Raw genomic sequence first — 23,978 nt, forward strand, 5'->3', positions numbered from 1 at the left:
TCCGCTCCCTTATGGTCTTCTACCTATGGGCGGACCTGCAGGGCATCGATATAGTTGAGCGCCTGCATGACGGGACGTTCTTCGAACTCTCCGAAATAATAGACCTCGTGAACACATGCGGCTGGAAGCTGGGTGATCTGCTGTCAGCGGTCGCTAGACGGTCGTCTGGCTTGACTACGCTTACCAGACACATGCCGAAAAGTGGCGTCGGGTCCGGCGAGAAGCGAAATCGGCTTAGCGTCGTTCGTTCTTTTCTTGAGTTCACCAGCGCCGACTATCTCTCGCGCCTCCAGTCGTGGCCAAATCGATGGGCGTTATATCGCGATATGCGGGTCGAATGCCTGGGCCATCTCGCGACCTATATCGAAGGCCTACGCGCGCCGAAACGAGAAGACGTCGGCGAGAGGGAAGGACTTGATGCCGGGGTGCTGGTGCTGCTTTGCGCGGTCATTGACCCGGACCACCCAGACAATCCCTTTGAACCCAAAGTCCGCTTTCGAAATTTTGTGATGATCCGGTTGCTGATCGAGCTCGGCATCCGGCGCGGGGAGCTTCTCGGCATCATGCTCCACGACTGCGACGTGTCCGGTCCGAGAGGCTACATCACCATCCATCGTCGACCCGACAATGTCCTCGACAGGCGCATAGCACCAGGGGCAAGCACGAAAACCGCCGCGCGAAAGCTCGAGCTAAGCCCGCGAACGACGCAGTTGGTCTACGAGTGGATCGTCCACTACCGATCCAAATTGCCGGGAGCTGCAAGGGGCAAGGGTCAGTTTCTGATTGTCAGCATACCGAAGGGCCAACCCATGTCGCCATCCAATGTCAACAAGATATTCGAGGCGCTGCGGAGGCGCGTCCCGGAACTGCCGAAAGAATTTTCACCCCATCTCCTCCGGCATTCGTGGAACGACACTTTCTCCGAGCTCATCGATAAGAAGGGCATCTCCGAGAACGACGAGGTGAAGTTCCGACAGAAGATCATGGGCTGGCGAGACGAGGCATCAGCGAGGTTTTACCTGCGGAGAACCGTTGGCCGCAGGGCCAACGAGGTTCTCATGGAGATGCACGATGATCTTGATATTCGCGTTAAAAAGGCGGGGCAAGAGCGATGATATCGCCACTGGAAATGGACCCATCGAAGCTGATACCGCCACTGCCTTCGGCGGTCACGACACATGACGGAGTCGTGTTCGACCCTCGACAAGACGATTGGCGCGTCGGTAGTCTTGCCACAAAGGCGCGAATAAGGTTCGATGTTTTCGACCGTCTATCAAGCAGAATGGTGCACTGTTTGAAATGGGGGCTGATTATCGCCCTTCAAAATACATCGTGCTCACACGCAGTGAACTTATACGCCCGCTTCAAGGCCTTCTATAGATCAGTCATCGAGGCGACGGATACAATCCACGATGAAATAGAGTTGTCTCATATCCTGACGTATAGAGGTCGGCTCAGCGCGTCGACGGAGTGGTACCTGGGCGTCATACGCATTTTGCTGAACGAGATGGGCAATCTCGGTTTTGGCATCGCGTCCGAACAGGCGGTCGAATACCTCTCGACCTCTACCATCCGTGGCAACATTAAAGGAACCTCGGTCCGAACGCGCGATTCCGAAAAGGGTTCATTCACAGACACCGAACTTCTCACGATACAGTCAGCGCTTAACGATGCATATGCGAAGGGCGACATTGACCTCACTGCGTTTGCGATCACCTGGCTCTTCCTCGCCTACGGACTGCGTTCAGTTCAGATCGCTGCCCTGAAAGAGAAGGACCTACTGGTCTCTGAAAACGATGAGGGGCCTCTATATGCGCTTCGCGTGCCACGGGCAAAACAGCAGGGTGAAAAGGCGAGAGATTCTTTCAAAATCCGGTATTGCGGCAAGCAAGTCGGTACGTTGCTGGAGCATCTGAAAAAGAACAACGAAGCGCGTCGCCGAGAGCTTGGTCTCTCCGAGGACGACTGTCCGATGTTCATCGCAAACGAAGAAGGGAAGCTACCTGGCCTTCGCTTTCATATGAACTCCAGCGGCATATCCAATGTCCTGAACTATACAATCCGTAAGGTAACGGGTCTCAGGACGAACGCGCGTAGATTCCGCATCACCTTGGCCCAACGCGCCGTCGATGACGGCAAGGATAAGCACACCGTCGCGGAACTGCTCGACCACTCCGACACGCAGAACGTCGAAGTTTACTTCGAAGCTAGCCCGGCGATGGTCCTGCGCCTCGATCGTCATCTGGCGATGGAAATGGCACCGCTCGCTCACGCGTTCGCCGGCGTGGTTGTGACCACCGAAACGGAAGCGTTGCGCGGTGACGATCGCTCCAGCCGCATCTTCGACAGGTCGCTCAACAACGTCTCGGATGCGCTCGGGACGTGCGGTCAGATGAGCTTCTGCGGGCTGGCTGCACCAATTGCCTGCTACACCTGTCGCCACTTCCAGCCATGGCTCGACGGCCCGCATGAGGAGTTCATGACGGTGCTCATCACCGACCGTCATCGTATGGAAGCGGAAGGTTATTCCGCCAAGATTTACACCATCAGGGATCGGACCATTCTGGCAGTCGCCGAGGTCATCAAACTCTGTGCCGCGGAAAAAGAAATCAGAGCCGAGGTGGCAGCATGACCGGAAACGTCGTCAAATTCGTAGCCGAAGGGGTCGAATATCCCGCGGACCGGCTCCAGAGCTTCATCGCGCTGGCGAGAACAATCGACGTGCTTATCCCTCAAGACGCATGGCCGGAGGACGTGTGGCAGGTCGGCGCTTCGTTTGTGACGAAGGGCCAGAATCGGGACAATCGCGCTCTGGCGTTCTACAATCGTGATACTATCCTGACTAACAGGCATGAGATCATCGGCGGTGCGCCACTGGCGGACGGCATCAAAGAGTTCGCGAAAGCCTATATCCGATACCAGCATTCGTCCTCCCCGGTCGCTTTCGAAAATACCGCGAAGCGGCTGGATGCATTGCAGTTCATCGAGGCGGCGTTCAGGTCTCTAGGCACCGCACCCGTCATCGAGAATCTAAACGTCACCGTCCTGAACACCGCCGTCGCAATCGCGAAGGACGGTGTCGGAGCCGGCCGCCACTATCAGTTCGCAATCTATATCCAGCAGGTTTATCGGTTCTGTATGGAGCGTAAGTTCCTGAATGCTCCGTTCCAGTGGAAACACGGGGTGACGAAGCCAAAGGACAAGACGGAGGCGCTGGGGCGCGAGGCCAAGGAATGGCGTGAGAAAAAGCTGCCCAGTCCAGAGGCCTATAGGGCGCTGGCACATATTTTCCGGCATTCGGAGACATTTGTCGATCGGCTATACTCGGCGATCAGCGCGATCTTCGTCTCAATACCGATTAGAGCTCACGAGGTTCTGCAGCTTCGCGTGGACTGCGAGGTGTTCGACACAATCAAGGACCCTGACAGCGGCAAACTGGTGGATGCGTACGGCATCCGCGTTTTCCCGGGTAAGGACAACCCTCCTCAGGTCAAGTGGGTCCCGACACAGATGGCGTCGGTCGTGCAGGAAGCCATTGCGCGCATCCGCGAGATGTGTGCGGATGCGCGTTCAGTGGCTGCGTGGTACGAGGCCAATCCCGGAGAACTGTGGCTTCCGGTTGAGCTACAGAGGTTCCGCGCATCCGACTGGCTCAAGCGTGAGGATGTGTCGAGGTTGGTGGCAATAGAAAGTAAGGTCGCTATTGCCCGTTGGGTCCGGCAGCAGGACGTGGAATGGAGACCGGGTTCCACCAATTCGACTAAAATGAGAGAAGTGCGGATATCGTCACTGGCAGCACGCCTGCTTCAAAAGCTGCCAAAGGAATTCCCCAATTTCAATGGGGCCGATGATCAGAAGTATTCCCATACGCTGATCCTGCTCCTCTTGAACCAAGTGCACACGAGCAAGCCGAGGTATCCCGGGCTGGTAGAGCAGGTGACCATCCAGTCTTATGATCACTGGCTCTCCGGCCACGGGAAGAGGCCGAGCGTGTTTGACCGCTGGGACTTCAAGGAACGAGACGGTTCTCCCATTCGGATCAGCAGCCATGGCTTCCGCCATTGGTTGAACACGGTTGCCCAGTTGAAGGGGATGAGCGACCTGGATATCGCGAAGTGGAGCGGCCGCAAGGTCGAGCAGAACAAAGCCTACAACCATGTGTCTTCCGACGAGTTCCTTGACCAGGTCAGGGCGGCGCTGGATGACGGTAAGGGAACGGGGCCGATGTTTGAAGCCGCCAAGGTCACCGGCATCAAACCGCCTGTTGATCACCGCGAGTTCCTCGACGCTCAGATCGGTTCGGCCTTGGTCACCGAACTCGGCATATGCGTGCATGACTATTCGCTCTTACCGTGTCAGACGCACGGCGATTGCCTCGATTGCTCCGAAAATGTCTTCATCAAGGGAGACCTCAAGCACAAGGAGCGCGTGGGCAAGCGCCTCTCGCTGACCGAGAAGCAACTTGCAGATGCTCTTCTGGCGATGGGCGACGACTTCTATGGGGCCGACAGGTGGGTTCAGGCCCATCAGAGAAGCGTTGAAAAACTGCGCGGGATTCTTGTGATCCACGACGATCCCTCCATTCAAGACGGAACGGTCGTGAACCTAGCCGGCGGATCAAAGGACAGCGAAGTCGCAATGGCACTTCGTGACCGGCAGGATGCAAAGGCATCACGTCCGGAGTCCAGTGTGTATCCCGCCGAGGAGGCGGCGGAAGACGATGGCACCCTGGCCGCGATGTGGGAGGATTGATCGATGGCGAAGGCCCAACTTACGGACGACGAGATCGACCGGATAGTCGCACTCCTCATCTCCTGGCAGGGAAAGTTGAGTTGGGAACTGCTGACGCAGCAGGTAGGGTGCATGCTCAAACGGCCCTTCACACGTCAGGGATTGGATAAACAGGAAAACATCCGAACTGCCTTCCAACAGGCGAAGGATAGGCTTCGTTCTTCGCCGGTGACAGTGCCGCCTTCTGAGATGTCAGCCGAACTGGCTTTGGCCCTTGGCCGGGTAGAAAGACTGGAGGCGGAGATTGCCGTCCTGAAGGCGGAAAGGAACCGCTTCCTCGAGAAATTCGCCACTTGGCAGTACAACGCGCGAAGTAAAGGCCTGTCCGAGGCCGGCTTGAACATGCCATTGCCGAGAGTGGAGCGCGACCGGAGTACGGCGGAATGAGCTTGAACCGTTTCCAACAGATTAGCGAAGAGAATTATGCGAAGCTTGAAACATATGTCGAGCGCCTGCAAGCCGCCGGATTGAAGCTACCGAGCCGTGGCGGCAGGGTGAACAAGACCGCCGTCGCGACGGCCTGTGGCTTTAACAGGGAAACGTTCGACCAGAATGCCCGCTTCGAAAAACGGCTGATGGAAGCTGTCGAGGATTTGGGGCTCGAGCCTCCGAAATCCGCGGAGACACCTGCCACCACCCGCGATTCCGGTGACAAGGCGCGAATAACGGCGCTCGAACAGCAGGTGGCATCGTTGCGAAGCGAGAATCTCGAACTTCGCCATAAGGTCGCCCGGTATGAGCACTCGACGCAGACGGGCAGGAGGGTCATTCCTTGAACGTGATGCCGCGCGGCAAATACATCGTGGAATTCCTGGCCTCGCGGCCGGAGTTCGCCGGTGTCGGAAAAGCGACGGCCGCGAGGCTCTGGAAGCACTTCGGTGCCGATCTCTACGCCGTCCTCGGTGGCGGCGACATCGATCGGCTGGCGGAGGTTCTGGATCGAAACCAGGCCGCCATCGTCGCCCAAGCGTGGGCAAACCAGATCGCCCTGGCCGACTGCGTGGTCTTCTTCGACGAGAACGGCATCGATCCGAAGGTTGCCCGCAAGGCCGTGGACTTCTGGGGTTCTGACGCATTGACGAAGATCAGGGACAATCCCTATCGTTTGCTGACGGTTTGCTCCTGGGGGCAGGTCGATCGGGTTGCCTCCGTACTCGGTATTCCCGCGGCCGATCCACGAAGGCAGGTGGCGGCCGTCGAGTCGGTTTTGTACGACAGGTTGGATCGAAAACATACCTGGTGTTCGCACCGGGAACTGGTTGTCCAGACGGCAAAACGTCTGAGCGTCAGCATCGACAGCGCCGAGCGCGCCCTCGCAGCGGCTGTGGGAGATCGCGCAGCGCTCCCGATCGCTGGCGGCTACCAGCCTGCCGGCGGGGCCTATATGGAGCGTTTTATCGAGAGCCGCATCGAAGAGCATATCGCAGCCGTAGACGAGAGCGATCTGTTCCTTGACGGGATCACGGCGCAGGATGTGGCGCGCTTCCTCGACGGGTTTGATCCGTTGGGTTCCTTGACCGGTGAGCAGAGGGAGGCCGTTATGATGGCGATCGGCCATCGCTTCTCGCTGTTGATCGGTGGTGCGGGCGTAGGCAAGACCACCGCGCTGAAGGCGGTGAACGCCGCGGCGCGCAATTTTGGCATGAAAGTCTACCAGCTTGCCATTGCCGGACGGGCCGCCAAGCGGATTTCCGAGGCGACCGGCCAGCATGCGCAGACGGTCGCCTCTTGGCTGAAGGGTACGGCGGACGGGAGGCTCGAACTCGGCCGCCACACGCTGGTCATCATCGACGAAGCGTCGATGCTTGACCTTCCGACCCTCTACCGAATCCTGTTCCATCTTCCGAAAGAAGCCCGTTGCCTGCTGGTTGGAGATACCGCCCAGTTGCCGCCCATCGGGTTCGGCCTGACACTTCACAGGCTTGTCGAAGAGACGCGGATACCCCAAACGGAACTGACGCGCATTCTCAGGGCAGCTGAAAGCACAGGGATTCCACAGGTGTCTGTCGCCATACGTGGCGGGACATTACCCCATCTCCCTGCCTATTCATCGCGCCGCGGGGGGTGCAGCTTCATCCGCGCGAACGGGAGAAAGGTCATCCACGCGATCGAGGACGTTCTGCACGATCTTCGAGGCGAGGAGGTTCAGGTCTTAGGTTCGGTCTATGCTGGCCCTGCCGGAATTGACGCCATCAACGCCTATTTCCACGCGGAACGGGTGGCGACCGGCGCTCCGTCGATGAATGGGTTCGCCGACGGCGATCCCTGCATCTGGACTGTAAACGACTATGATCGGAACCTCTGGAATGGTTCGATGGGTCGAGTGGTCCGCCTCGACGGGAATACCCTGGTCGTCGAGTTCGAAGGCGAAAAGCACCGGATCGGTCCAAACGAGGTCGAGAGACTGGCGCTTGCATACTGCATCAGCGTGCACAAAGCGCAGGGTAGCCAGTTCAAAAACGTCATCATGTCGGTACAACCGTCCGCGAATATGGATCGCGCCATGATCTATACGGCTGTGACCCGCGCGACCGACCGCGTCATTTTAATCGGGATCGAGCCTGATCTCGTCAGTTCCGTTGTCCCTTACCCCCGTTCCCTTGATAGGAACGTTGCGCTGGCCCTGACCGATGGTAGCCAGAGGCCAGGATAATTCAATGCCCGCGAACATAGGCCGGAGTTGACACACGCCCGGCGCGCATAGGCTCTTTCGGAGGGCATGCCCCGCAAGGGGGATGGCCGCAGCGACGACGGAGCGTGAGAAGAGCGCGCCGGGGGTGCGTCACCGAAGCGCGGGGCCACGCGACTAATCGGAAGCACCGGTCGCCGGAGGCGATCGGAACGAGACCCGTGGCTCGTTCCGAAGGCGCTGAGATTCGCCGTGGGGAAGCTGAGGGAAACTCCGGGCGGGCGGCAGGCGCGGACCAATATCATCCGAGCTTGATATTGGATTCGGAGAATAACTGTGACTTGGAAAAGCCGCTGCGCCCAAGGTGTCGCCGAGACGGCCGTTGCTACATATAGAGCCGGGGACCGGCAACTACCTTTGAAAACAATGTCGGCCGTCAGGCCGGGCTTGTAGAGAGGCGTTGCTGAAGTTCGCGGGGATCGAAGCGAGGGAGTACCAGTCAGCCGGTATCTGAAGACTTCGGCAAAATCTGTTTTGTCGTCATCACTCCGACCCCGAAGTATCGATCGTTTTCTTCGTCCCTCCATCCCACGAAAACGATGCCGTGCGTGCGGTAGAACTCCACGATTTTCCGTCTCACCTCTGGGGAGCACTCACCACTTGCTTCGATTTTCGTGAGGGTTTGACGATTCAAGCCGAGTTCGGCGGCCGCCTCTTTTGCGGTTATGTCGAGAAAGGCGCGCGCTGCGCCTAAAGCGAATTCAGCGCCATTGGACCTGTACTGCATGTGCTCATCCGGCGGCCTGACGGGGGATCGGGGGTCGCGCCAGCGCACGCCAGACCCGGAGACAATTCCCGACCCGATGTCTACCGTCCCGACGAACTCCAGGCCCTGAGATTCATAGTATTTCCGTAGCCGCAGATTTGATCGGTCGGCCTGTCGCGAATCCGCCTCGGCATCCCTCATCGACCGCTCGTTAACCCCCGCGCCAGCGCATATTTCCGTGCGGGATAGCGGCAACAGGGCGCGTGCCGCCCGTAACGCAGCTGCAGTGATTTGCGTCTTCATAAGAAGCCATCAGCCGGCTGTCGGCCCGAAAGTCAAGAAAATCAAAATAGGGTCTTTAGTTTCCGAAAAGGACGCCATATGACATCATTTGTGGAAAAAAAGATTCCGTAAAAGATTTGAGGGTGAACATGGTTGCTTCAACAATCGCGCAATTCGGAATGTCGCCAGTCGAACTGGCGAAGCACCTACGCCAACTCGCTCGAGACATCGAGATCGGCTCTCCGCCGACTGGAGAAAAAATCGTCGAAATCCGTGAATGGACACCGGCACGTCGCGCTGTCCTGTGCCTTGCGGGGCGGCCCGTCGGCCATCCTCTGCTGCCGGACAGCAAGCCCATTTTTACGTCCGAACTCTTTCTTCTGGACCCCGAGCGCCGGTTGGCGCGGACATGGTCTCGTTGGTATCGGCTCCTTGACGAAGTGGGTCCCGAATACTGGACCGGAGGTCGCGCGGAGCGGCCATGAGAGTGTCGCTCGCAGTGTATAAGCCGGATTTGATCATTGACCCCGAATTCGAGGTATATGTCGATAAAATGCGCGCGATGAAGTCACGACATCCCTGGCGCCAAAACGTAGCCGGCCCGCGGAGCCGACCGATCACCGTTCCCGACTTTATGGCATATTGCTGTGTAGGAGCCGCGTTGCGGCCTTATACCAATCCTTGCCGCGGGCTTTTTGCGATCCTTCTTGTAGAAGGGGATGATGTTGAATCTTACATGGCCGGAGCGAGGCTATATCTGCGGCATGTGGGCGGTGAGTATGCTGACTCCTGGCTTAAAACTACATCTGACCGTCGCTTCGAGCACACCGTAGATGAGTTGCTTGAGCGTCCGATAGATAAGAGCTACGCATTCATCGTCGTCAGCGACAAGCATCAGATCAGCGACAAGGCACGCCTGTTTTCGGATGCCGTCGTTCGGGTTAGCAAGCCTTCAAACAGGCAGATCATTGCGGCGTTCGCACGGTTTGGCCATTCCCTTACGGAGAGCGACCTCCGGATGATAGCGGCAGAGTCGTGGGAGCGATTGCGTCTCGCGTTTCTTCCAGGTCGGAGCGTTGCTGCCGGTTTACAGCGTCTGCGCGCAGAGCGGTCGTCGTCCGAACCGGATTCCTCAAATGCGGCAGTGAACGGTCCGACGTTGCATGACCTTCACGGTTTCGGTGATGCCGGGCACTGGGGTATCGAGTTGTCTCGGGATGTCGCCGACTATCTTGACGGGAAGCTGGCCTGGTCGGACGTGGACGTCGGTGTGTTGGTCTCGGGCTCCCCGGGGGTGGGAAAAACAACTTTTGCGGAAGCGTTGTCCAGAACATGTCGATTGCCGTTGGTATCAGCATCCGCGGCCCAGTGGCAGGCCGCCGGGCATTTAGGCGACTTCTTGAAGGCGATGAGGCAAACTTTCCATGAAGCCAAGTCGAAGGCACCATGCATTTTGTTTGTGGATGAAATCGATTCGTTTGGCGACCGCTCCGTACACGGACACCACGACGACTATAAGCGCCAGATTATAAATGGTTTTCTAGAATGCATTGATGGCATAGAGCGCCGCGAAGGGCTGATAGTCATCGGCGCTACTAACTTTCCCGACATCCTCGATCCTGCGATACGTCGTGCCGGACGGCTCGACCGGCATATCCATATTCCGATGCCGGATGCCGCGACGCGTCTTAAAATCGCAGAGCAGTATGCGGGATTGATTTTTCCGGCGGAGTACCTGGAAAGGTTCGCTCGGACAACGCACGGGATGACAGGTGCGGACATCAGCTTGCTGATCCGCAATGCTAGGCGCGTCGCGCGTCGGCGATCAGAAGCATTGGTCGTGGAGCACATTATGGGTTGCTTACCAGCACTCCAATCGTTGTCGGCCAATACTCTACACAGAACAGCCATTCATGAAGCTGGGCATGCAATTGCCGGCCTGGCGCTCGGCCTCGGCCCCCTCGAGGCGATTGTCATCCGTGAGGATATCACCGTTGGGGCGGTGGAATCGGTTGGAAAGACGCTATTCGCAGGAGACCCCGCGGAACGGCGCTCGCGCAGTCACTACCTCAACCATATCGCAGTCTTGATGGCAGGTATGGCTGCGGAAGAACTCGAATTCGGAGAATCCTGTGAGGGGGCAACCGGGGGCGTGGACTCTGATCTCGGGCGCGCGACTGAAATTGCAACCCTCGTCGAGGTCTCGTTCGGATTAGGCAGCACGTTGATCATCGAGACCGTATCAGAGAAGCGATTGTCCGATCTGCGAGTACGAAACCCGGAAGTCCGCGCGGCAATCAATGAAATATTGAAGGAGCAGTATGAGAGAGCTCGAAACATCCTGGTTGAAAATCTGGACGCGCTGAGGGAAGTGGCAACGGAGGTGCTGAAAGTGCGGCACCTTCAAGGTGGCGCTGTCACGACGATCATTGAAAGACACCGGGTACACTCGGCCAGGAAACGCCAGGACGAGGCAGATCGAGGGAAAGTCAGTGCGGCCCTGGCGATACTCGACCGCGTTCCCGACAACGATCCCGATCAGGGAGACGAAGTACCCAATGATGATACCTTATCGGAATGTCGTTCGTGACTGACGCGCGGCGGGGTGAGAAACCGCTTTCGAGTACGTCCACATCGCGCCACGCGTCAAAATGCAGACCTTAGCCGCTACGAATACAGTTCAATCCTTGCATGCAGATGGCGACGAGATAGTTCGTTGCAGGCGTAGCGGTGGGCGGCGTTCGTCTGGTTTGATCCTGATCCGCCGCCCGATCGGCCTTGCGCCAATTTCATCCAATACCGCTCCCAGCGATAGCTTGCTTTCTCCATCACGCTGCGGCTTCGGTTTAGACCGTTTTGCCATCGCTTCATCTCCATCCATCCATTCGTAACCTGGTCGCATTCGCGACCGTAAACAAGTCTTTCGCTCTGCACCTCGAAAAAATATTCAACGCGGCCGGTCACTTAGCGGAGATACCTTAGAGTCTGATTCGATTGGCGTTTCCGACAGGAGACACGACAACTCCCGAATTTTTGGGGATTCCAGCTGGCTTGACTCCCTATACGAATAGGAACAGAAAGGGAACACCAACATGTCCGGGACAGGAAGCCATAATCAACGCGAGCCACGGAGGATCGTGATCGTCGACACATGCAATTCCCGGCTCCTGGATGACGTTAGGGAGCGTATCGCTCATATCGAGGGGGCGCGTCGCGTCGCGCTACGAAGTTGCCGTTCGGCGTTCGCGAGATTGACGAACGGCTGCCGGGCGGAGGGCTGACTTACGACGGCATCCATGAGGTGTCAGGTGGTGGTACGGTCGATGGTGCGGCAGCCTGCCTGTTTGCGGCGGGGATTGCAGCGAGGATGAGGAGGATGAAGACCGCACATCTTCCCCAGCGTCTTTCGAAGGTTGGATGAATGAGCGATCCGTATTTGGCAGCCTTACGTGCGGCGAGGGTCGGCCTCTTATTCTCTCACCCGGAGGAAGGAATGGCTCTTGCGCGCTTGATACCGCGCGAAGTGGCGAACTCAGTGAATGGACTTGAATGCATCGGCGGCGACCTGCTGTATGAGCGCGAGTATGTCAAGTCGCTGACGCACGCTGAGTTAAAGACTGCTTTGCTCGGTATCGCCATAGAAGCCCGGTATTGAGAGCAGTTGCCACAAGATTCCGCTGAGGGCTGATGTGATTTCGCCGAAAAGGTTTGTCTCTGCACTGCCTAGTTGAGTCATTCCGCTGGTTTTGATTTGTCCATTTTGGGTTTCCTGAAATCGACAGAGGTTTGTTTCCGCGGAGGTAACCACTCATTTTGATGTTCTAACGTTTGCAATGCCGATTAGGTTGTCCATCGTCACATCAACCCGGACTGTCGCCGCACAAGTGCGGACTCGTCGCCGTATAAGTCCGGATTCCGAACCCGCGTGGACAATTCTAAAGCCATATCGCCCCACCTTGTTTGATTCGAGCTTAGTGAACTTGGCGGGTGGCGATCTGTTCGGTATGAACGAGGTCTTGAATTCAGGTTTCGGCGCTAGTGACCTTGGGTTTCACCATCGGGGACGTCGGGCGTGGCTGGGCTCCACCTGCTGTTAACCTGCTGTTGATAATAACTGGCCAGCTGTCAAACTTTGAGAGACTGGAGTTGAGTCGTGCCGCGTGGGAGAAAACCGAGAGACAACAACCCTGTTACCAAGGCGGCAAAGCCTGGCCCATCTATCGCCGCTACACTTTTTGCGGCCGCCGACAAGCTGCGCGGTAACATGGATGCGGCTGAATATAAGCATGTTGCACTTGGTCTGATTTTTCTGAAGTACATCTCGGATCGATTCGATGCCCGCATTGCCGAAGTCAAGGCGAACCCAGAGGAAGCCTTCCTCCTCGACGACCCGGATGCTGCTCGTGATCTCATCATTGGGGCCGACATCTTCTTCGTGCCCGAAAGCGCGCGCTGGACGTTTCTCAAGGAGAACGCCACCAGCACCAAACCGACTATTGGCGAGCTGATCGACCAGGCTATGGTCGCTATCGAGAAAGAAAACCCCACGCTCAAGGGCGTGTTGACCAAGAATTACGCTAGGCAGGAGCTGGATCAGACTAAGTTGGGCGAGGTCCTGAAGCTCTTCTCTGACATCAAGTTCGAGGACGAACACCACGGGCAGGATGTGCTGGGCAGAGTCTATGAATATTTCCTCGGCGAATTTGCTAAGCTCGAGGGCAAGCGCGGCGGGCAGTACTACACGGCTGGCAGCGTAGTAAAGCTGCTCGTCGCCATGCTGGAACCTTTCAAGGGTCGCGTCTATGACCCCTGCTGTGGGTCGGGAGGTATGTTCGTGCAGTCCGAGCGCTTCGTGGAGGAGCATGCGGGCAAGCACGTTGACCCTAAAAAGGCACGCGACCAGATCGCTGTCTATGGACAGGAGTCCAACGCAACCACATGGCGGCTCGCCAAGATGAACCTTGCCATCCGGGGCATCGAGGCGAACCTCGGGTCCAAGTGGGCGGACACCTTCCACGAAGACATGCACAAGGGTCTCATGGCGAAATACGTGCTCGCCAACCCGCCCTTCAATGACAGTGACTGGGGCGGCGATAAGCTCAAGGGCGACGCCCGTTGGCGTTATGGCGTGCCCCCTGCAGGCAATGCCAACTTCGCCTGGTTACAGCACATCATCTACCACCTTGCGCCCGATGGATACGCAGGCGTGGTGCTGGCCAACGGCTCGCTCTCCAGCCAACAGTCTGGCGAGGGTGATATCCGTCGGGCTCTAATCGAGGGCATCACTGTTAGCGAATCCGGAAAGCAATTACACTATCCGGGCCTCGTTGATTGTATTGTGGCGCTACCAGCGCAGCTCTTTTCCACCACACAGATACCAGTCTGCCTGTGGTTTCTCACCCGCGACAAATCGAATGGCCTTTCGCGAGACAAGAAGCGTATCCATCCGAGGAGGGCCGCGGGATTTTGGGCGCCGCGCGTGGTAACGTCGGTTCATGGAGATCGATGAGGACAAGATCGACGATGCCGTCTTGGCGCTGTTATGGCTGACGCTGCATAACGAGCGTTGTGCCTGGAAGGGCTTCGACTGGGCAACGACGGATCGGCTTCACAAGAAGGGCTTGATCGGCGACCCTGTCAACAAGTCGAAGTCATTGATCCTGACCGATGAAGGCTTGGAGCGTTCGGAAGCGTTGTTCCGGGAGCTGTTTACGCGGCCGCCGCAATAGCCGTCCCTTTGTGTGTCTTCCATTGCCAAGGCAGCAGTTCGTGCAGGCGGGAGACGGGAAGATCGGCGATGCGAGCGAACACATCGGCGAGCCACGCTTTTGGGTCGACGTCGTTGAGACGGCAAGTCGTGATCACGGAGAGCATGATGGCGGCTCGATCGGCCCCACGCTGGGAACCGGCGAAGGTCCAGTTGCGGCGCCCGAGCGCAATTCCTCTCAGCGCGCGCTCGGCGGCATTGTTCGTGAGACAAATCCGGCCATCTTCCAGGAAACGGGCAAACCCATCCCAGCGCTTCAGCATGTAATCGATCGGCTCGATCACCTCGGACGATTTGCTGAGCGTGGCGCGCTCCCGTTTCAGCCACTCGTGCATGTCATCGAACAGCGGCTTGCTCTTTTCCTGCCGCGCGGCCAGTCGTTCTTCGGCGCTCAATCCATTGATCTGGCGCTCGATCTCGAACAGCGCGTCGTAGCGTTGGACGGCCTCCAATGCGATCGGCGAGATCGGCTTTCCTTTGCGTTTGCGGTTACGGGCACTTTTCTGGATGTCGGCCAGTTCAAAGAATTTGCGCCGCGCGTGCGCATGACAAAAGGCGAAGGTGATCGGTACCGCTTTCTTTTCGGCGACACTGAGCGGCTCGAAGCCATTGTAACAATCACTCTGCAGAATACCGCCATACTCGGCCAGGTGCTTCTGCGGGTGCTCGCCGCGGCGGTCGCTCGACGCATAGTATATGGCCGCCGGCGCTGCCGCGCCGCCGTAGGGTCGATCATCGCACACGTACGTCCATATTCGCCCGGTCGTGCATTTGTCTTTGGCCTGGATGGGAATGGTGGTGTCGTCGCCAAAAAGGCGCTCGGCCGCGAAGACATGCGCCTCGATCAGATCAAAGATCGGCAGGAGCGCGGCTGTGCCATACCCGACCTGGTCGGCCAGCGTCGAGGTCGAAAGCTCGATGCCCTCACATTTGAACCGGGTGCTCTGGCGGTTGAGGGGGCTATGCATACCAAACTTGTCAAAGAGGATCGTCGCCAGCAGATGAGGACCGATGAAGCCGCGTGGCGTGGCATGGAACGGCGCCGGCGGCTGGCTGATCGCCTCGCAGTCTCGGCAGGTAAATTTCTCCCGCACCGTCTCGATCACTTTGAACCGGCGCGGAACCTCCTCGAGCGTCTCAGTGACGTCCTCGCCCAGTTTCGACAGGCGCGACCCGCCGCAGCATGCACAGGTGACTGGGGGATCGATCACCACGCGCTCACGCTCGATATCCTCCGGCCACGGCTTTCGGACCGGCCGTTTGCGCGTGAACGACCGCACGCTCGAGGTCTTGGCGGCAGCCGCCTGCGCTGCGGCTTCATCTTCCGTCGCCGCCATCACCAGTTCTTCGAGCTGCAATTCCATCTGGTCGATCAGGCGCGCCGTGCGCTCGGATCGCCGGCCGCGCAGTTCCCGCTTCAGCTTTTCGATCGCCAGTTCCAGACTGGCAATCAAGGCCTCACTGTCCGACAGCATGGCCTGCGCATTGGCGGCTTGCGCCACTGCCATGTCCCGCTCGGCGACGACGGTATCGCGCTCGGCGACAACGACGTCGCGTTCAGCCTGTAACATCTCGCGCTCGGAAAGCAGCGCCAGATAGGCGTTCGCAAGGTCCGCAGGAAGATCCACAGGCTTCGAAGTCATGAAGCCATTCGATCAGATTCACTCAATATTTTCAATGCAATAATGCTATCCGACCCGTGTCGGACGCCAGGTTTCCTGCGGATTGCGCCAGTCGATCCCGGACAACAAATAAGATAATTGCGCCGGTGAGATCGCTACCGCGCCGCCCTCCATATTCGGCCAGATAAACCGGCCCTTCTCCAGGCGCCGCGTAAAAAGGCAGGCGCCCAGACCATCATGCCAGATGATCTTCAATATATCCGATCTGCGCCCCCTGAAGACGAAGAGATGCCCTGACAACGGATCATGCTTCAGCACCTCCTGCACCCGAAGCGCCAGGGAGGGAAAGCCACAGCGCATGTCCGTATACCCCGTCGAAAGCCAGACCTTGACCCCTGTTCCCATCGGAAACGGATTCACCGCAGCGCCTCCAGTCCGCGCAGGATCCGGAGCAGCGCTTCAACGTCGACATCGCGGTCCACAATCACACGGCGACCATTCGCGCTGACAACCTCCATCCGGCTGGCGTTCGGCAATGACCCTGCTGCTGGCTCTACCTCTGGCACAAGTAGCGCCGGGACAAAGCCACCGACAGGAGACCCAACATCCAGTTGCCACACTCGTGCGAGCCGGCGCCATTCATATAACTGAGAACGCGATATTCCATGTCGCCGCGCCGTCGTCGCACACAAGCCAGGTTCCGAATAGCTCTCGGCGACAATCTGGAGCTTCATCTCTTTGCTAAATCGACGACGCCGACCCGTGTCGACAATCTCAACTCGATCCATAGCCGCACTGTCCTTTTTGACGTCAATAAGGACAGTCAGTGCCAGATCCGGCAATTCCTACAAGGCGGCCCACCTCGGATGCGTACCAAGAAGCTACGCGATCGGACAAATGAAATCCTGTTTATCGACGCACGCAATCTCGGCATCATGGTCTCTCGCACGCTAAAGGAACTAACGGACGACGACATCTCAAAGGTCGCCGACACTTACCATGCGTGGAGAGAGATCGGCGGGCTTTATCAGGATGTGCAAGGTTTCGCCAAATCCGCGACCCTCAAGGAGGTCGAGGCGCAGGGCTTTGTACTGACGCCTGGGCGCTATGTCGGCACTGAGGCAGCAGAAGAGGATGCCGAGGGCTTCGACGCCAAAATGACGCGGCTAACCAAGGTGCTGCGCGAGCAAATGGCCGAAGGCGTGGCGCTGGACGAACGTATCCGCAAGGCGCTAATGGGAGTCGGCCATGGCTGGTGAGTGGACCGTCGCGAAGTGGGGCGAGATAGCTACGCTGGCTTATGGCAGAGCCCTAAATGGTTATTCAAAAACTAAGGGCATTGCGCGGGTCTATGGCACCAACGGCCCAATCGGCTGGCATGACGAAGCACGCTGGGATGGTCCCGGCGTCATTGTGGGGCGAAAAGGTGCCTATCGTGGTGTTCACTACAGTACTGCCCCCTACTGGGTGATCGACACGGCATATTCACTGCGCCCGAAGGTCGATCTAAATCTTCGATGGGCCTACTATCAGCTCAAGTATTTGGACGTGAACAACATCGACGATGGGTCTCCAATTCCGTCGACCACTCGGGACGCATTCTATGTCCAAAATCTTCTCTTGCCGCCTCGGGAGGAGCAAGATCGAATCACAGAACTACTTTCTTCGCTCGATGACAAGGTCGACGCGAACCTGCGCACCGCGGCAACATTAGAGGACATAGCGCGGGCGGTGTTCAAGAGCTGGTTCGTCGATTTCGACCCGGTCCGCGCCAAATCCAAGGGCCACCCCACGGGCCTGCCCGACACCACTGCAGCCCTCTTCCCTGACCATTTCGAAGAAAATGGTCTACCGGCGGGTTGGGGTAAGGTTCCACTCCTCGAACATGCGCGCCTTATTTCCGGAGGAACGCCGAAGACTGATGAACCAGCATATTGGGATGGCCCTGTTCTTTGGGCCAGCGCGAAGGACGTGAGCCAGTGTGCTGATCGATTCCTCATAAGCACTGAACGCACCGTCACGCATCGCGGACTTCAGGAAAGCGCCGCGCGTTTAGTCCCCGCGCTTTCAACCGTGGTTGTCGCGCGCGGAGCGACCACAGGCAGACACTGCGTCTTTGGTCGAGAAATGGCCATGAACCAGACCTGTTATGCACTGCATTCTGAGGCTAAGAGGCCGTTTTGGCTCGCCTGCACGTTCTCAGCAATGGTGAACGACCTAGTACGTGGCGCGCATGGCTCAGTGTTCGACACGATCACTACCACCACCCTTAAGACGGCAAAGGTCATATACGGCGGCGACGAGATTGTTTCGGCGTTCGAGCGTACTGCGCAACCGATTTATGAACGCATCCTCAACCTTGTCGAAGAGTCAGCTACGCTGCGCGCGGTCCGCGACACTCTGCTACCTAAGCTGATCTCCGGTGAACTCCGCATCAAAGACGCCGGAGCTACAGAGGTGGCGGCATGACGGAAACGCGATTTGATTTGAACTGGCGTCTCTTTGCTGACCCGCCAGACGAACCTGAAACGCAGTACGGCGCGATGTTGGTCAACTACAGCGGCAATACCGCACGTGACACCTACGACATGGTCACGTCCTACCGCGCTGCGGCGTTCCGTCTGCTGGATGCGGCAATGAAACATGGCGAAGCATGGGAGAGCGTCGACCCGATCTTGTTCTGCTTCCGGCACGCGTTGGAGCTAAACCTCAAGAGTCTTCACACTGGTGCACGCCTGCGCACACACGGCCTCAAGCCTATGGCAGACGCGCTGCACGAACGGCTGTCCTCACGCTACCCGACCGTTCAGGTCAACTGGCTTCGCGATCGTATCCACGAGTTCGACACAGTCGACCCGCGCTCGACGGCCTTCCGCTACGATGACGCCGCGTCTCCTGCTACGCCACCGGAGCTATGGGTCGATTTCGCCAAGCTCAGGCACATCATGAACACGATGTTTGACGCGCTGGACACGGTCCGCCGCCATGACTTCGAGCTGGAACGGGAAAGAGCCTGACGCATGCCTTACACGCTGCAGATGCTCCGCGCACTCATGGAAACCCACCCCGACCGGGCGGAGCCGCTGCGTATACATGTCGAAGCGCTGGAACGCAGCATCGAGATTCAACCTGCGTTCTGTCTCCAGAGTGTCCGCACGCTGTTCGAGGCCGCACACGCTACCATTGGGCCGCGTCTTGGCGTCGCGTTTGGAAAAGACGATAATTTTCAACAGCGAACGCGCGCGCTTCTCAACGCGATGGACTTTTCCGTAGCGGATCACCCCGATACCGCGAAAATCAATGAGACGATCACGAAATTGCTCGGCAGCATCAACGGCGCGGCACTGGCCCTCGCCGAACTGAGCAACATTCCCAACATGCGCCACGGCGGCTCGCTGGATTGGGGCACCTTGCAGCGTCAGCATGCCTTAATGCTGGGGGGCCTGTGCGACAGCCTGGTTGCTTTCCTCTTCGATGTCGCCTGGAGCCGGACCGCGCCTGAAGACGTGGCAGGGCACCAGCCGGACTACGGCGACCATGACGCGTTCAATGCCTATCTCGACTCAGAGTTCGATCCGGTAGAGATCGCCGGTGCAACCTTCGATCCCAGCTACGTGCTGTTTCACCTTGATGAAACCGCTTACGATGCGGCGCGGATCGACTGGCAGGCCGAGAGCGCGGCCGAAGCCACTGACGACAAGGAGGTTGCTGCATGACACGGGTGTGGTGCGGGCGCGCAGACCGGGGAGCCTACACCGACGCCTTCGGGCGACGTGGGTTTGTTGCTGTAAGCGGGAGCGACCCGATTCACCTTTCTCCTGTGACGTCCCACCATATGATGGCGCGGTGAGGTAGCTGTGAGCAACACTTACTCTACTCCTCCCGATAGTCCGCGCCTGGAACTAGCTGAAGAGGCCGTCGAATTCGCGGCGCTCTCATGGTTCGAGTTGCTTGGATGGAGGAGCGTGCCTGGTGACTACCTCGCGCCGGACGGCCCCATGGGCGCGCGGGCAGATTATCGCGAGGCGATCCTTGAGCCTGAACTGCGCAGCGCCATCGCCTCCCTGAACCCAGAGGCGACGGCCGACATGGTCGATTCGGCCGTGTTAAAAATCAAGGCATCGCAGAGCCAGGACCTCATCGAGAACAACAGGCTTTTCCACCCGTTCCTCGTCAGCGGCGTGCCTGTCGAAGTGAACGAGAAAGGTACCACACGCACCGTAGGCATCAGGATCGTCGATCAAGAGAATCCACTGGCTAACCGATTGCTCGTCGCCAACCAATTTATTGTGAAAGGCGAAAGGGGTACTGTTCGCGCGGATGTCATAGCTTTCGTCAATGGCCTGCCCGTGGCAATACTAGAGTTGAAGAGTCCTTCCGACGCGTCCGCAACGCTGGAAAAGGCGCATAACCAGCTAACCACCTACAAGACGAGAGCACCCGAGTTGATGCGCGCCAATCAGGTGCTGGTCATCAGCGATGGCAGCAACGCGCGCATTGGCTCACTGACGGCGCAATTGGATCGGTTCGCCCCGTGGCGAACTATTGATGGCACGGACTTTGATGACGCTGGACGCTCAGAGCTGGAAGTGTTGATCCGTGGCGTGTTCGCGCCTGAGCGGTTCATCGAACTAATCTCCGATTTCGTCGCCTTCGAGGTCAAGGATGGTACCGTCAAGTCTAAGAAACTCGCGGCCTACCATCAGTTCCATGCCGTCAAGAAGGCGCTGGCCTCGACCCTCACCGCGGCTCAGTCCGGCAGCAGAAAGGGCGGTGTTATCTGGCATACGCAAGGTTCTGGCAAGTCACTGACCATGCTATTCTTTGTGCGTCAACTTCAACTCGCCAGGGATTTGAAGAACCCAACTATCGTTCTGGTGACGGATCGCAATGATCTCGACGACCAGCTTTTCGGTACTTTCGCCGATCACGGGGCGGCTCTACGGGGCACCCCTCGGCAGGCTGGTACGTCGGAAGAGATGCGCCGCCTTCTTGCGGTCGATATTGGCGGTCTGGTTTTCACGACCATCCAGCGCTTCAGAGGTGAGGATGGCTCGCATCCCCTTCTCACCGACCGCGGCAACGTGATCGTCATCGCCGACGAGGCGCACCGCACACAGTATGGCTTCAAGAAGCGCTATGTCGAAAGCGATGGTGGCATGCGAGAAGTAGTTGGTTTCGCCGACTATCTCCGGCAGGCACTTCCGCATGCGACGTTCGTCGGATTTACAGGTACACCGATCGAAGAACGGGACCGCGACACATACGGCACTTTCGGCGATGTTATTGACACTTACGATATGACGCAGGCAGTTTTAGACAAAGCCACCGTACCCATCCACTACACGGCTCGTCTTGCCCGTCTGCATCTTGCCCTTGATGACGAAGAGCGGGCCCAACTCGACGCGCTTGCCGAGGAACTTGCGGAAGGTGACGACTCTGCCGTGGAACGCATCAAGGGCAGGCTTGCGCGGTTTGAGGAAGTCGTGGGTGCTCCTGATCGGGTTGCGCAGATTGCCGCCGATATTGTGGAGCACTTCAGTACGCGACGCGATGCGATGGCAGGCGGTAAAGGAATGATCGTGACGGTCAGCCGTCGAGTCGCTGTGATGCTTTACGACGAGATCGCCAAACTACGACCGGAATGGGTGTCCGCTGATGACAAATCCGGCCTCTTGAAAGTAGTCATCACCGGTAACCGTTCTGACGATCCTCAACCGTTGCAACCTCACTTGCGTACCAAATCTCGTTTGGAGGCATTGGCGTCTCGCTTCAAGGACCCTTCGTCCGGTTTTGATCTAGTTATCGTGCGCGACATGTGGCTGACTGGTTTCGATGCGCCCTCCCTGCACACACTCTACATCGACAAGCCTATGCGTGGTCATGGCCTCATGCAGGCGATCGCGCGGGTGAACAGGGTCTGGGGTGACAAGCCCGGTGGGTTGGTCGTTGATTACTTGGGAATCGGTACTGAACTAAAGGCGGCCCTGGAGAAGTACACGCAGGGCGACCGAGACCAAGTGCGTATGGACTCTGACGAGGCCGCACGTCAGACTATCACGCTGCTGGAAAGCGCGCTGGTACTGCTAGACGGTGTCACATGGAAAGACTTCTTTACATCGCCTCCTACGACCCGCCTTACGATCTTGAAGCAGTGTTTGGAACACCTTCTGGCAACCGACAGACGTGATACTTTCATCGACATGGGCTTCAAGCTGGAAGTCGCCTATGCGATCAGCGCGGGTGACGATCGGGTAAAGGGCCGCGCGCATGAGATAGCCATGGTCGTTGCTCTCCGTGCCAATTTGGCGAAGTACACATCAGGCACAGGCCGTAGCCGCACCACAGTTGAACGGGACATCCGCCAACTGCTGTCAAAAGCCGTGATGGCAGATGGTATCCTCGATGTATTCAGGTCCGCTGGCCTTGATCAGCCAGACCTCTCCATCTTTTCCGATGAGTTCCTTGCCGAAGTGCGCGGCACCAGCCAGAGGAATTTGGCTGTCGAGACTTTACGCCGCTTGCTGGCCGATGAAATCAGTGCCCATACCCGCACCAACATCGTTCAGGCCCAGAAGCTGAGTGAGCGATTGGACGAGACGCTGCGCAAATATCATAACCGCGCCGTCGATAGTGTGCAGGTCATTGAGGAATTGATTGCACTTGCCAAAGAAATACGAGCCAGTGGCGCGCGGGCTGCGGAGCTGGGACTGACACAAGAGGAGGTCGCGTTCTATGAGGCACTCGCCGAAAATGGGTCTGCCCGCGAACTAATGGCTCATGAGACCCTGCGCACATTGGCACGCCTGTTGGTGCAGACCATCCGCGACTCCGCAACCGTGGACTGGACGCGTAAAGAGGGTGTGAGGGCCAAGATGCGCATCGAGGTACGGAAAATGCTTGCTCGATATGGCTATCCCCCCGACTTGCAAAAGGCTGCTGTGGACTTGGTTGTCCGTCAGGCCGAAGCTATTGCCGCCGATTGGGGGTAGAGGTACCGCCACCATATACTTGTTTCCGAGGAGGCTGAACTGTAGCCAGTGAAGTAGTTGTGCCTAGCAGGGCGGTATCCGCTTCCCGACTATTCGGATTTCCGTGTGGGAACGCATATCCACTGAACACGGTGACATGGGGATGAGTTGCGAATAGCCAAAAACCAGCGCAGAGAGACTGGATCACCGCGCTGGTTTTTATCTGTAGCCTGCAATACTGAGTGGGCGCGGGGACTATACCTAAGCGGCTCTGGAAAGCTCAGCAGCCTTCTTTAGCCGTTCACGGAGGGCGGTGTCCTTCTGAACAATCACTTCGTTGGCTTCTCTGAAAACCTCGGCCTCGACGAGCGCCTCCTTGCCGAGCTGCTCGCGATCAACAAACCACCGTGCTACAGCGGGCCAGCTCCAGAGCGGGCTTTCATCCGTAATCTTTGCTACCGGTGCGGGAAAATCCTTGCCGCGCGTGCCTTTTGCATAGTGGCTGATCGCACTTCTGGTGGTACCGGCACGGTCCGCAATTTCAGACAGATTGACAAGCGGATCGGGTTCCACCCGGTCAACCGAAGCCCCGGTTGACCGCACATCCTCAATCGCGGAGGAAATTGCTTCTTCAATGGATTCCGCCTCTCGGGCGAAGTCGACAATGATATGTCCTTTCTGAAAGGCAATCAGCGCATCATCACAGCCCGCCGCATAGAAACGATCTTCGAAGTCATCCGCATTCGGGTCAAGACCAGAAGCGATAACGCTAAACTCGTATGTCTTCATCGCTTGTCTCCTTTAACTTGTGTGGACATCGGTCCACTGCCCGAATGATCTGCTTGGCATGGTTTTCAGGATTTCTGGGGGTCCCATTCACACCAAACTGGCATCCGTCACGATCCGCATGCGCACAGTACAATCGACCCCAATGACCTTGCTTTCGCCATACCCAGCCTTTCGACTCTGCATAACCAACTGCGTCCTCGATCTCTTTGTTCGGATGACGAGGCCTGCTCATTCAATGCCTCTATAGATGGCACCTGTGTAAACATATGTCAACACAAATTGTTCCTTGCAACTTTAGTAATCAATCCGCGCCTTTCTTCTACCGCTCGAGGCAACCAAAGGCCAGATACAGAAGTTCGGA

At 57.8% G+C, this 23,978-nt stretch carries 20 protein-coding genes and 1 pseudogene; 16 read left to right on the plus strand and 5 right to left on the minus strand.

Annotation, left to right across the window (positions count from 1 at the left end):
* The first annotated feature begins 11 nt into the window (after nt 1-11).
* Genes MOE34_RS08735 through MOE34_RS08760 form a run of 6 tightly spaced genes read left to right on the plus strand, consistent with a single transcriptional unit; the run spans nt 12 to nt 7,444 of the window.
* A complete protein-coding gene (locus MOE34_RS08735; protein WP_242218839.1) occupies nt 12-1,115 on the plus strand; it encodes a tyrosine-type recombinase/integrase in 1,104 nt (367 codons plus the stop codon).
* Nucleotides 1,112-2,632, plus strand: coding sequence for a site-specific integrase (locus MOE34_RS08740; protein ID WP_242218837.1), 1,521 nt, complete (start codon nt 1,112-1,114; stop codon nt 2,630-2,632). The genes MOE34_RS08735 and MOE34_RS08740 overlap by 4 nt, the downstream gene beginning before the upstream one ends.
* Nucleotides 2,629-4,752, plus strand: a complete 2,124-nt coding sequence (locus MOE34_RS08745) for a hypothetical protein (RefSeq protein ID WP_242218835.1) — start codon at nt 2,629-2,631, stop codon at nt 4,750-4,752. Before MOE34_RS08740 ends, MOE34_RS08745 begins: the two co-directional genes overlap by 4 nt.
* A 3-nt stretch (nt 4,753-4,755) precedes the next feature.
* On the plus strand, nt 4,756-5,178 hold the full coding sequence (locus MOE34_RS08750) for a hypothetical protein (protein ID WP_242218833.1): 423 nt from the start codon (nt 4,756-4,758) through the stop codon (nt 5,176-5,178).
* Nucleotides 5,175-5,567, plus strand: a complete 393-nt coding sequence (locus MOE34_RS08755; RefSeq protein ID WP_242218831.1) for a hypothetical protein — start codon at nt 5,175-5,177, stop codon at nt 5,565-5,567. Before MOE34_RS08750 ends, MOE34_RS08755 begins: the two co-directional genes overlap by 4 nt.
* A gap of 5 nt (nt 5,568-5,572) precedes the next feature.
* Nucleotides 5,573-7,444 (plus strand): AAA family ATPase, encoded by a 1,872-nt coding sequence (locus MOE34_RS08760; protein WP_242223857.1) that lies wholly within the window; start codon nt 5,573-5,575, stop codon nt 7,442-7,444.
* A gap of 475 nt (nt 7,445-7,919) precedes the next feature.
* Here MOE34_RS08760 and MOE34_RS08765 read toward each other — a convergent pair whose 3' ends face one another.
* Nucleotides 7,920-8,387: a helix-turn-helix domain-containing protein gene (locus MOE34_RS08765; protein ID WP_242218829.1), complete on the minus strand. Its 468-nt coding sequence runs from the start codon at nt 8,385-8,387 to the stop codon at nt 7,920-7,922.
* Nucleotides 8,388-8,949: 562 nt separating this feature from the next.
* On the opposite strand from MOE34_RS08765, the gene MOE34_RS08770 reads away from it, so the two are divergent.
* The 5 genes and pseudogenes from MOE34_RS08770 (at nt 8,950) to MOE34_RS08790 (ending at nt 14,197) form a co-directional block, all read left to right on the plus strand.
* Nucleotides 8,950-11,058 (plus strand): AAA family ATPase, encoded by a 2,109-nt coding sequence (locus MOE34_RS08770; protein ID WP_242218827.1) that lies wholly within the window; start codon nt 8,950-8,952, stop codon nt 11,056-11,058.
* Nucleotides 11,059-11,608: 550 nt separating this feature from the next.
* Nucleotides 11,609-11,841 (plus strand): annotated as a pseudogene (locus MOE34_RS08775) (damage-inducible mutagenesis protein); the annotation flags it as partial.
* Nucleotides 11,842-11,889: 48 nt separating this feature from the next.
* Nucleotides 11,890-12,123: a hypothetical protein gene (locus tag MOE34_RS08780; RefSeq protein WP_242218825.1), complete on the plus strand. Its 234-nt coding sequence runs from the start codon at nt 11,890-11,892 to the stop codon at nt 12,121-12,123.
* A gap of 498 nt (nt 12,124-12,621) precedes the next feature.
* Nucleotides 12,622-13,977, plus strand: coding sequence for a type I restriction-modification system subunit M (locus tag MOE34_RS08785; protein WP_242218824.1), 1,356 nt, complete (start codon nt 12,622-12,624; stop codon nt 13,975-13,977).
* On the plus strand, nt 13,964-14,197 hold the full coding sequence (locus MOE34_RS08790; RefSeq protein WP_108523402.1) for a DUF6429 family protein: 234 nt from the start codon (nt 13,964-13,966) through the stop codon (nt 14,195-14,197). The genes MOE34_RS08785 and MOE34_RS08790 overlap by 14 nt, the downstream gene beginning before the upstream one ends.
* Here MOE34_RS08790 and tnpC read toward each other — a convergent pair.
* From tnpC to tnpA, 3 genes are read right to left on the minus strand one after another with little or no spacing between them, the layout of a single operon-like run.
* A complete protein-coding gene (gene tnpC / locus MOE34_RS08795) occupies nt 14,178-15,878 on the minus strand; it encodes an IS66 family transposase (protein WP_242218822.1) in 1,701 nt (566 codons plus the stop codon). The two genes, MOE34_RS08790 and tnpC, sit on opposite strands and share 20 nt — an antisense overlap.
* 45 nt (nt 15,879-15,923) lie before the next feature.
* Nucleotides 15,924-16,277, minus strand: coding sequence for an IS66 family insertion sequence element accessory protein TnpB (tnpB, locus tag MOE34_RS08800; RefSeq protein WP_037436657.1), 354 nt, complete (start codon nt 16,275-16,277; stop codon nt 15,924-15,926).
* On the minus strand, nt 16,274-16,630 hold the full coding sequence (gene tnpA / locus MOE34_RS08805; protein WP_242223859.1) for an IS66-like element accessory protein TnpA: 357 nt from the start codon (nt 16,628-16,630) through the stop codon (nt 16,274-16,276). Before tnpA ends, tnpB begins: the two co-directional genes overlap by 4 nt.
* Here tnpA and MOE34_RS08810 point away from each other — a divergent pair.
* From MOE34_RS08810 to MOE34_RS08830, 5 genes are all read left to right on the plus strand, one after another.
* Nucleotides 16,523-17,116 carry an N-6 DNA methylase gene (locus MOE34_RS08810; protein ID WP_242218820.1) on the plus strand — a complete coding sequence of 198 codons (594 nt, stop codon included), beginning with the start codon at nt 16,523-16,525 and terminating at the stop codon, nt 17,114-17,116. The genes tnpA and MOE34_RS08810 overlap by 108 nt on opposite strands.
* Entirely contained in the window at nt 17,106-18,326 is a 1,221-nt protein-coding gene (locus MOE34_RS08815; RefSeq protein ID WP_242218817.1) for a restriction endonuclease subunit S, read from the plus strand. The genes MOE34_RS08810 and MOE34_RS08815 overlap by 11 nt, the downstream gene beginning before the upstream one ends.
* Nucleotides 18,323-18,874, plus strand: coding sequence for a hypothetical protein (locus MOE34_RS08820; protein ID WP_242218815.1), 552 nt, complete (start codon nt 18,323-18,325; stop codon nt 18,872-18,874). Before MOE34_RS08815 ends, MOE34_RS08820 begins: the two co-directional genes overlap by 4 nt.
* A 3-nt stretch (nt 18,875-18,877) precedes the next feature.
* Nucleotides 18,878-19,573 (plus strand): abortive infection family protein, encoded by a 696-nt coding sequence (locus MOE34_RS08825; protein WP_242218813.1) that lies wholly within the window; start codon nt 18,878-18,880, stop codon nt 19,571-19,573.
* Between the two features lie 141 nt (nt 19,574-19,714).
* Complete coding sequence (locus tag MOE34_RS08830) at nt 19,715-22,849, plus strand: type I restriction endonuclease subunit R (protein ID WP_242218811.1); 3,135 nt, start codon at nt 19,715-19,717, stop codon at nt 22,847-22,849.
* A gap of 240 nt (nt 22,850-23,089) precedes the next feature.
* On the opposite strand, the gene MOE34_RS08835 is transcribed toward MOE34_RS08830, so the two are convergent.
* Nucleotides 23,090-23,617, minus strand: a complete 528-nt coding sequence (locus MOE34_RS08835) for a hypothetical protein (RefSeq protein WP_242218810.1) — start codon at nt 23,615-23,617, stop codon at nt 23,090-23,092.
* Nucleotides 23,618-23,978: the final 361 nt, after the last annotated feature.

The organism is Shinella zoogloeoides (assembly GCF_022682305.1).
In the GTDB taxonomy this organism is placed as follows: domain Bacteria; phylum Pseudomonadota; class Alphaproteobacteria; order Rhizobiales; family Rhizobiaceae; genus Shinella; species Shinella zoogloeoides_B.

Excerpts from the sequence above, each read along its gene's own strand:
- MOE34_RS08735 (WP_242218839.1), top strand. The coding sequence starts at position 12 with ATGGTCTTCTACCTATGGGCGGACCTGCAGGGCATCGATATAGTTGAG.
- MOE34_RS08740 (WP_242218837.1), top strand. The coding sequence starts at position 1,112 with ATGATATCGCCACTGGAAATGGACCCATCGAAGCTGATACCGCCACTG.
- MOE34_RS08745 (WP_242218835.1), top strand. The coding sequence starts at position 2,629 with ATGACCGGAAACGTCGTCAAATTCGTAGCCGAAGGGGTCGAATATCCC.
- MOE34_RS08750 (WP_242218833.1), top strand. The coding sequence starts at position 4,756 with ATGGCGAAGGCCCAACTTACGGACGACGAGATCGACCGGATAGTCGCA.
- MOE34_RS08755 (WP_242218831.1), top strand. The coding sequence starts at position 5,175 with ATGAGCTTGAACCGTTTCCAACAGATTAGCGAAGAGAATTATGCGAAG.
- MOE34_RS08760 (WP_242223857.1), top strand. The coding sequence starts at position 5,573 with ATGCCGCGCGGCAAATACATCGTGGAATTCCTGGCCTCGCGGCCGGAG.
- MOE34_RS08765 (WP_242218829.1), bottom strand. The coding sequence starts at position 8,387 with ATGAGGGATGCCGAGGCGGATTCGCGACAGGCCGACCGATCAAATCTG.
- MOE34_RS08770 (WP_242218827.1), top strand. The coding sequence starts at position 8,950 with ATGAGAGTGTCGCTCGCAGTGTATAAGCCGGATTTGATCATTGACCCC.
- MOE34_RS08780 (WP_242218825.1), top strand. The coding sequence starts at position 11,890 with ATGAGCGATCCGTATTTGGCAGCCTTACGTGCGGCGAGGGTCGGCCTC.
- MOE34_RS08790 (WP_108523402.1), top strand. The coding sequence starts at position 13,964 with ATGGAGATCGATGAGGACAAGATCGACGATGCCGTCTTGGCGCTGTTA.
- tnpC (WP_242218822.1), bottom strand. The coding sequence starts at position 15,878 with ATGACTTCGAAGCCTGTGGATCTTCCTGCGGACCTTGCGAACGCCTAT.
- MOE34_RS08810 (WP_242218820.1), top strand. The coding sequence starts at position 16,523 with ATGTCGCCGCGCCGTCGTCGCACACAAGCCAGGTTCCGAATAGCTCTC.
- MOE34_RS08815 (WP_242218817.1), top strand. The coding sequence starts at position 17,106 with ATGGCTGGTGAGTGGACCGTCGCGAAGTGGGGCGAGATAGCTACGCTG.
- MOE34_RS08820 (WP_242218815.1), top strand. The coding sequence starts at position 18,323 with ATGACGGAAACGCGATTTGATTTGAACTGGCGTCTCTTTGCTGACCCG.
- MOE34_RS08825 (WP_242218813.1), top strand. The coding sequence starts at position 18,878 with ATGCCTTACACGCTGCAGATGCTCCGCGCACTCATGGAAACCCACCCC.
- MOE34_RS08835 (WP_242218810.1), bottom strand. The coding sequence starts at position 23,617 with ATGAAGACATACGAGTTTAGCGTTATCGCTTCTGGTCTTGACCCGAAT.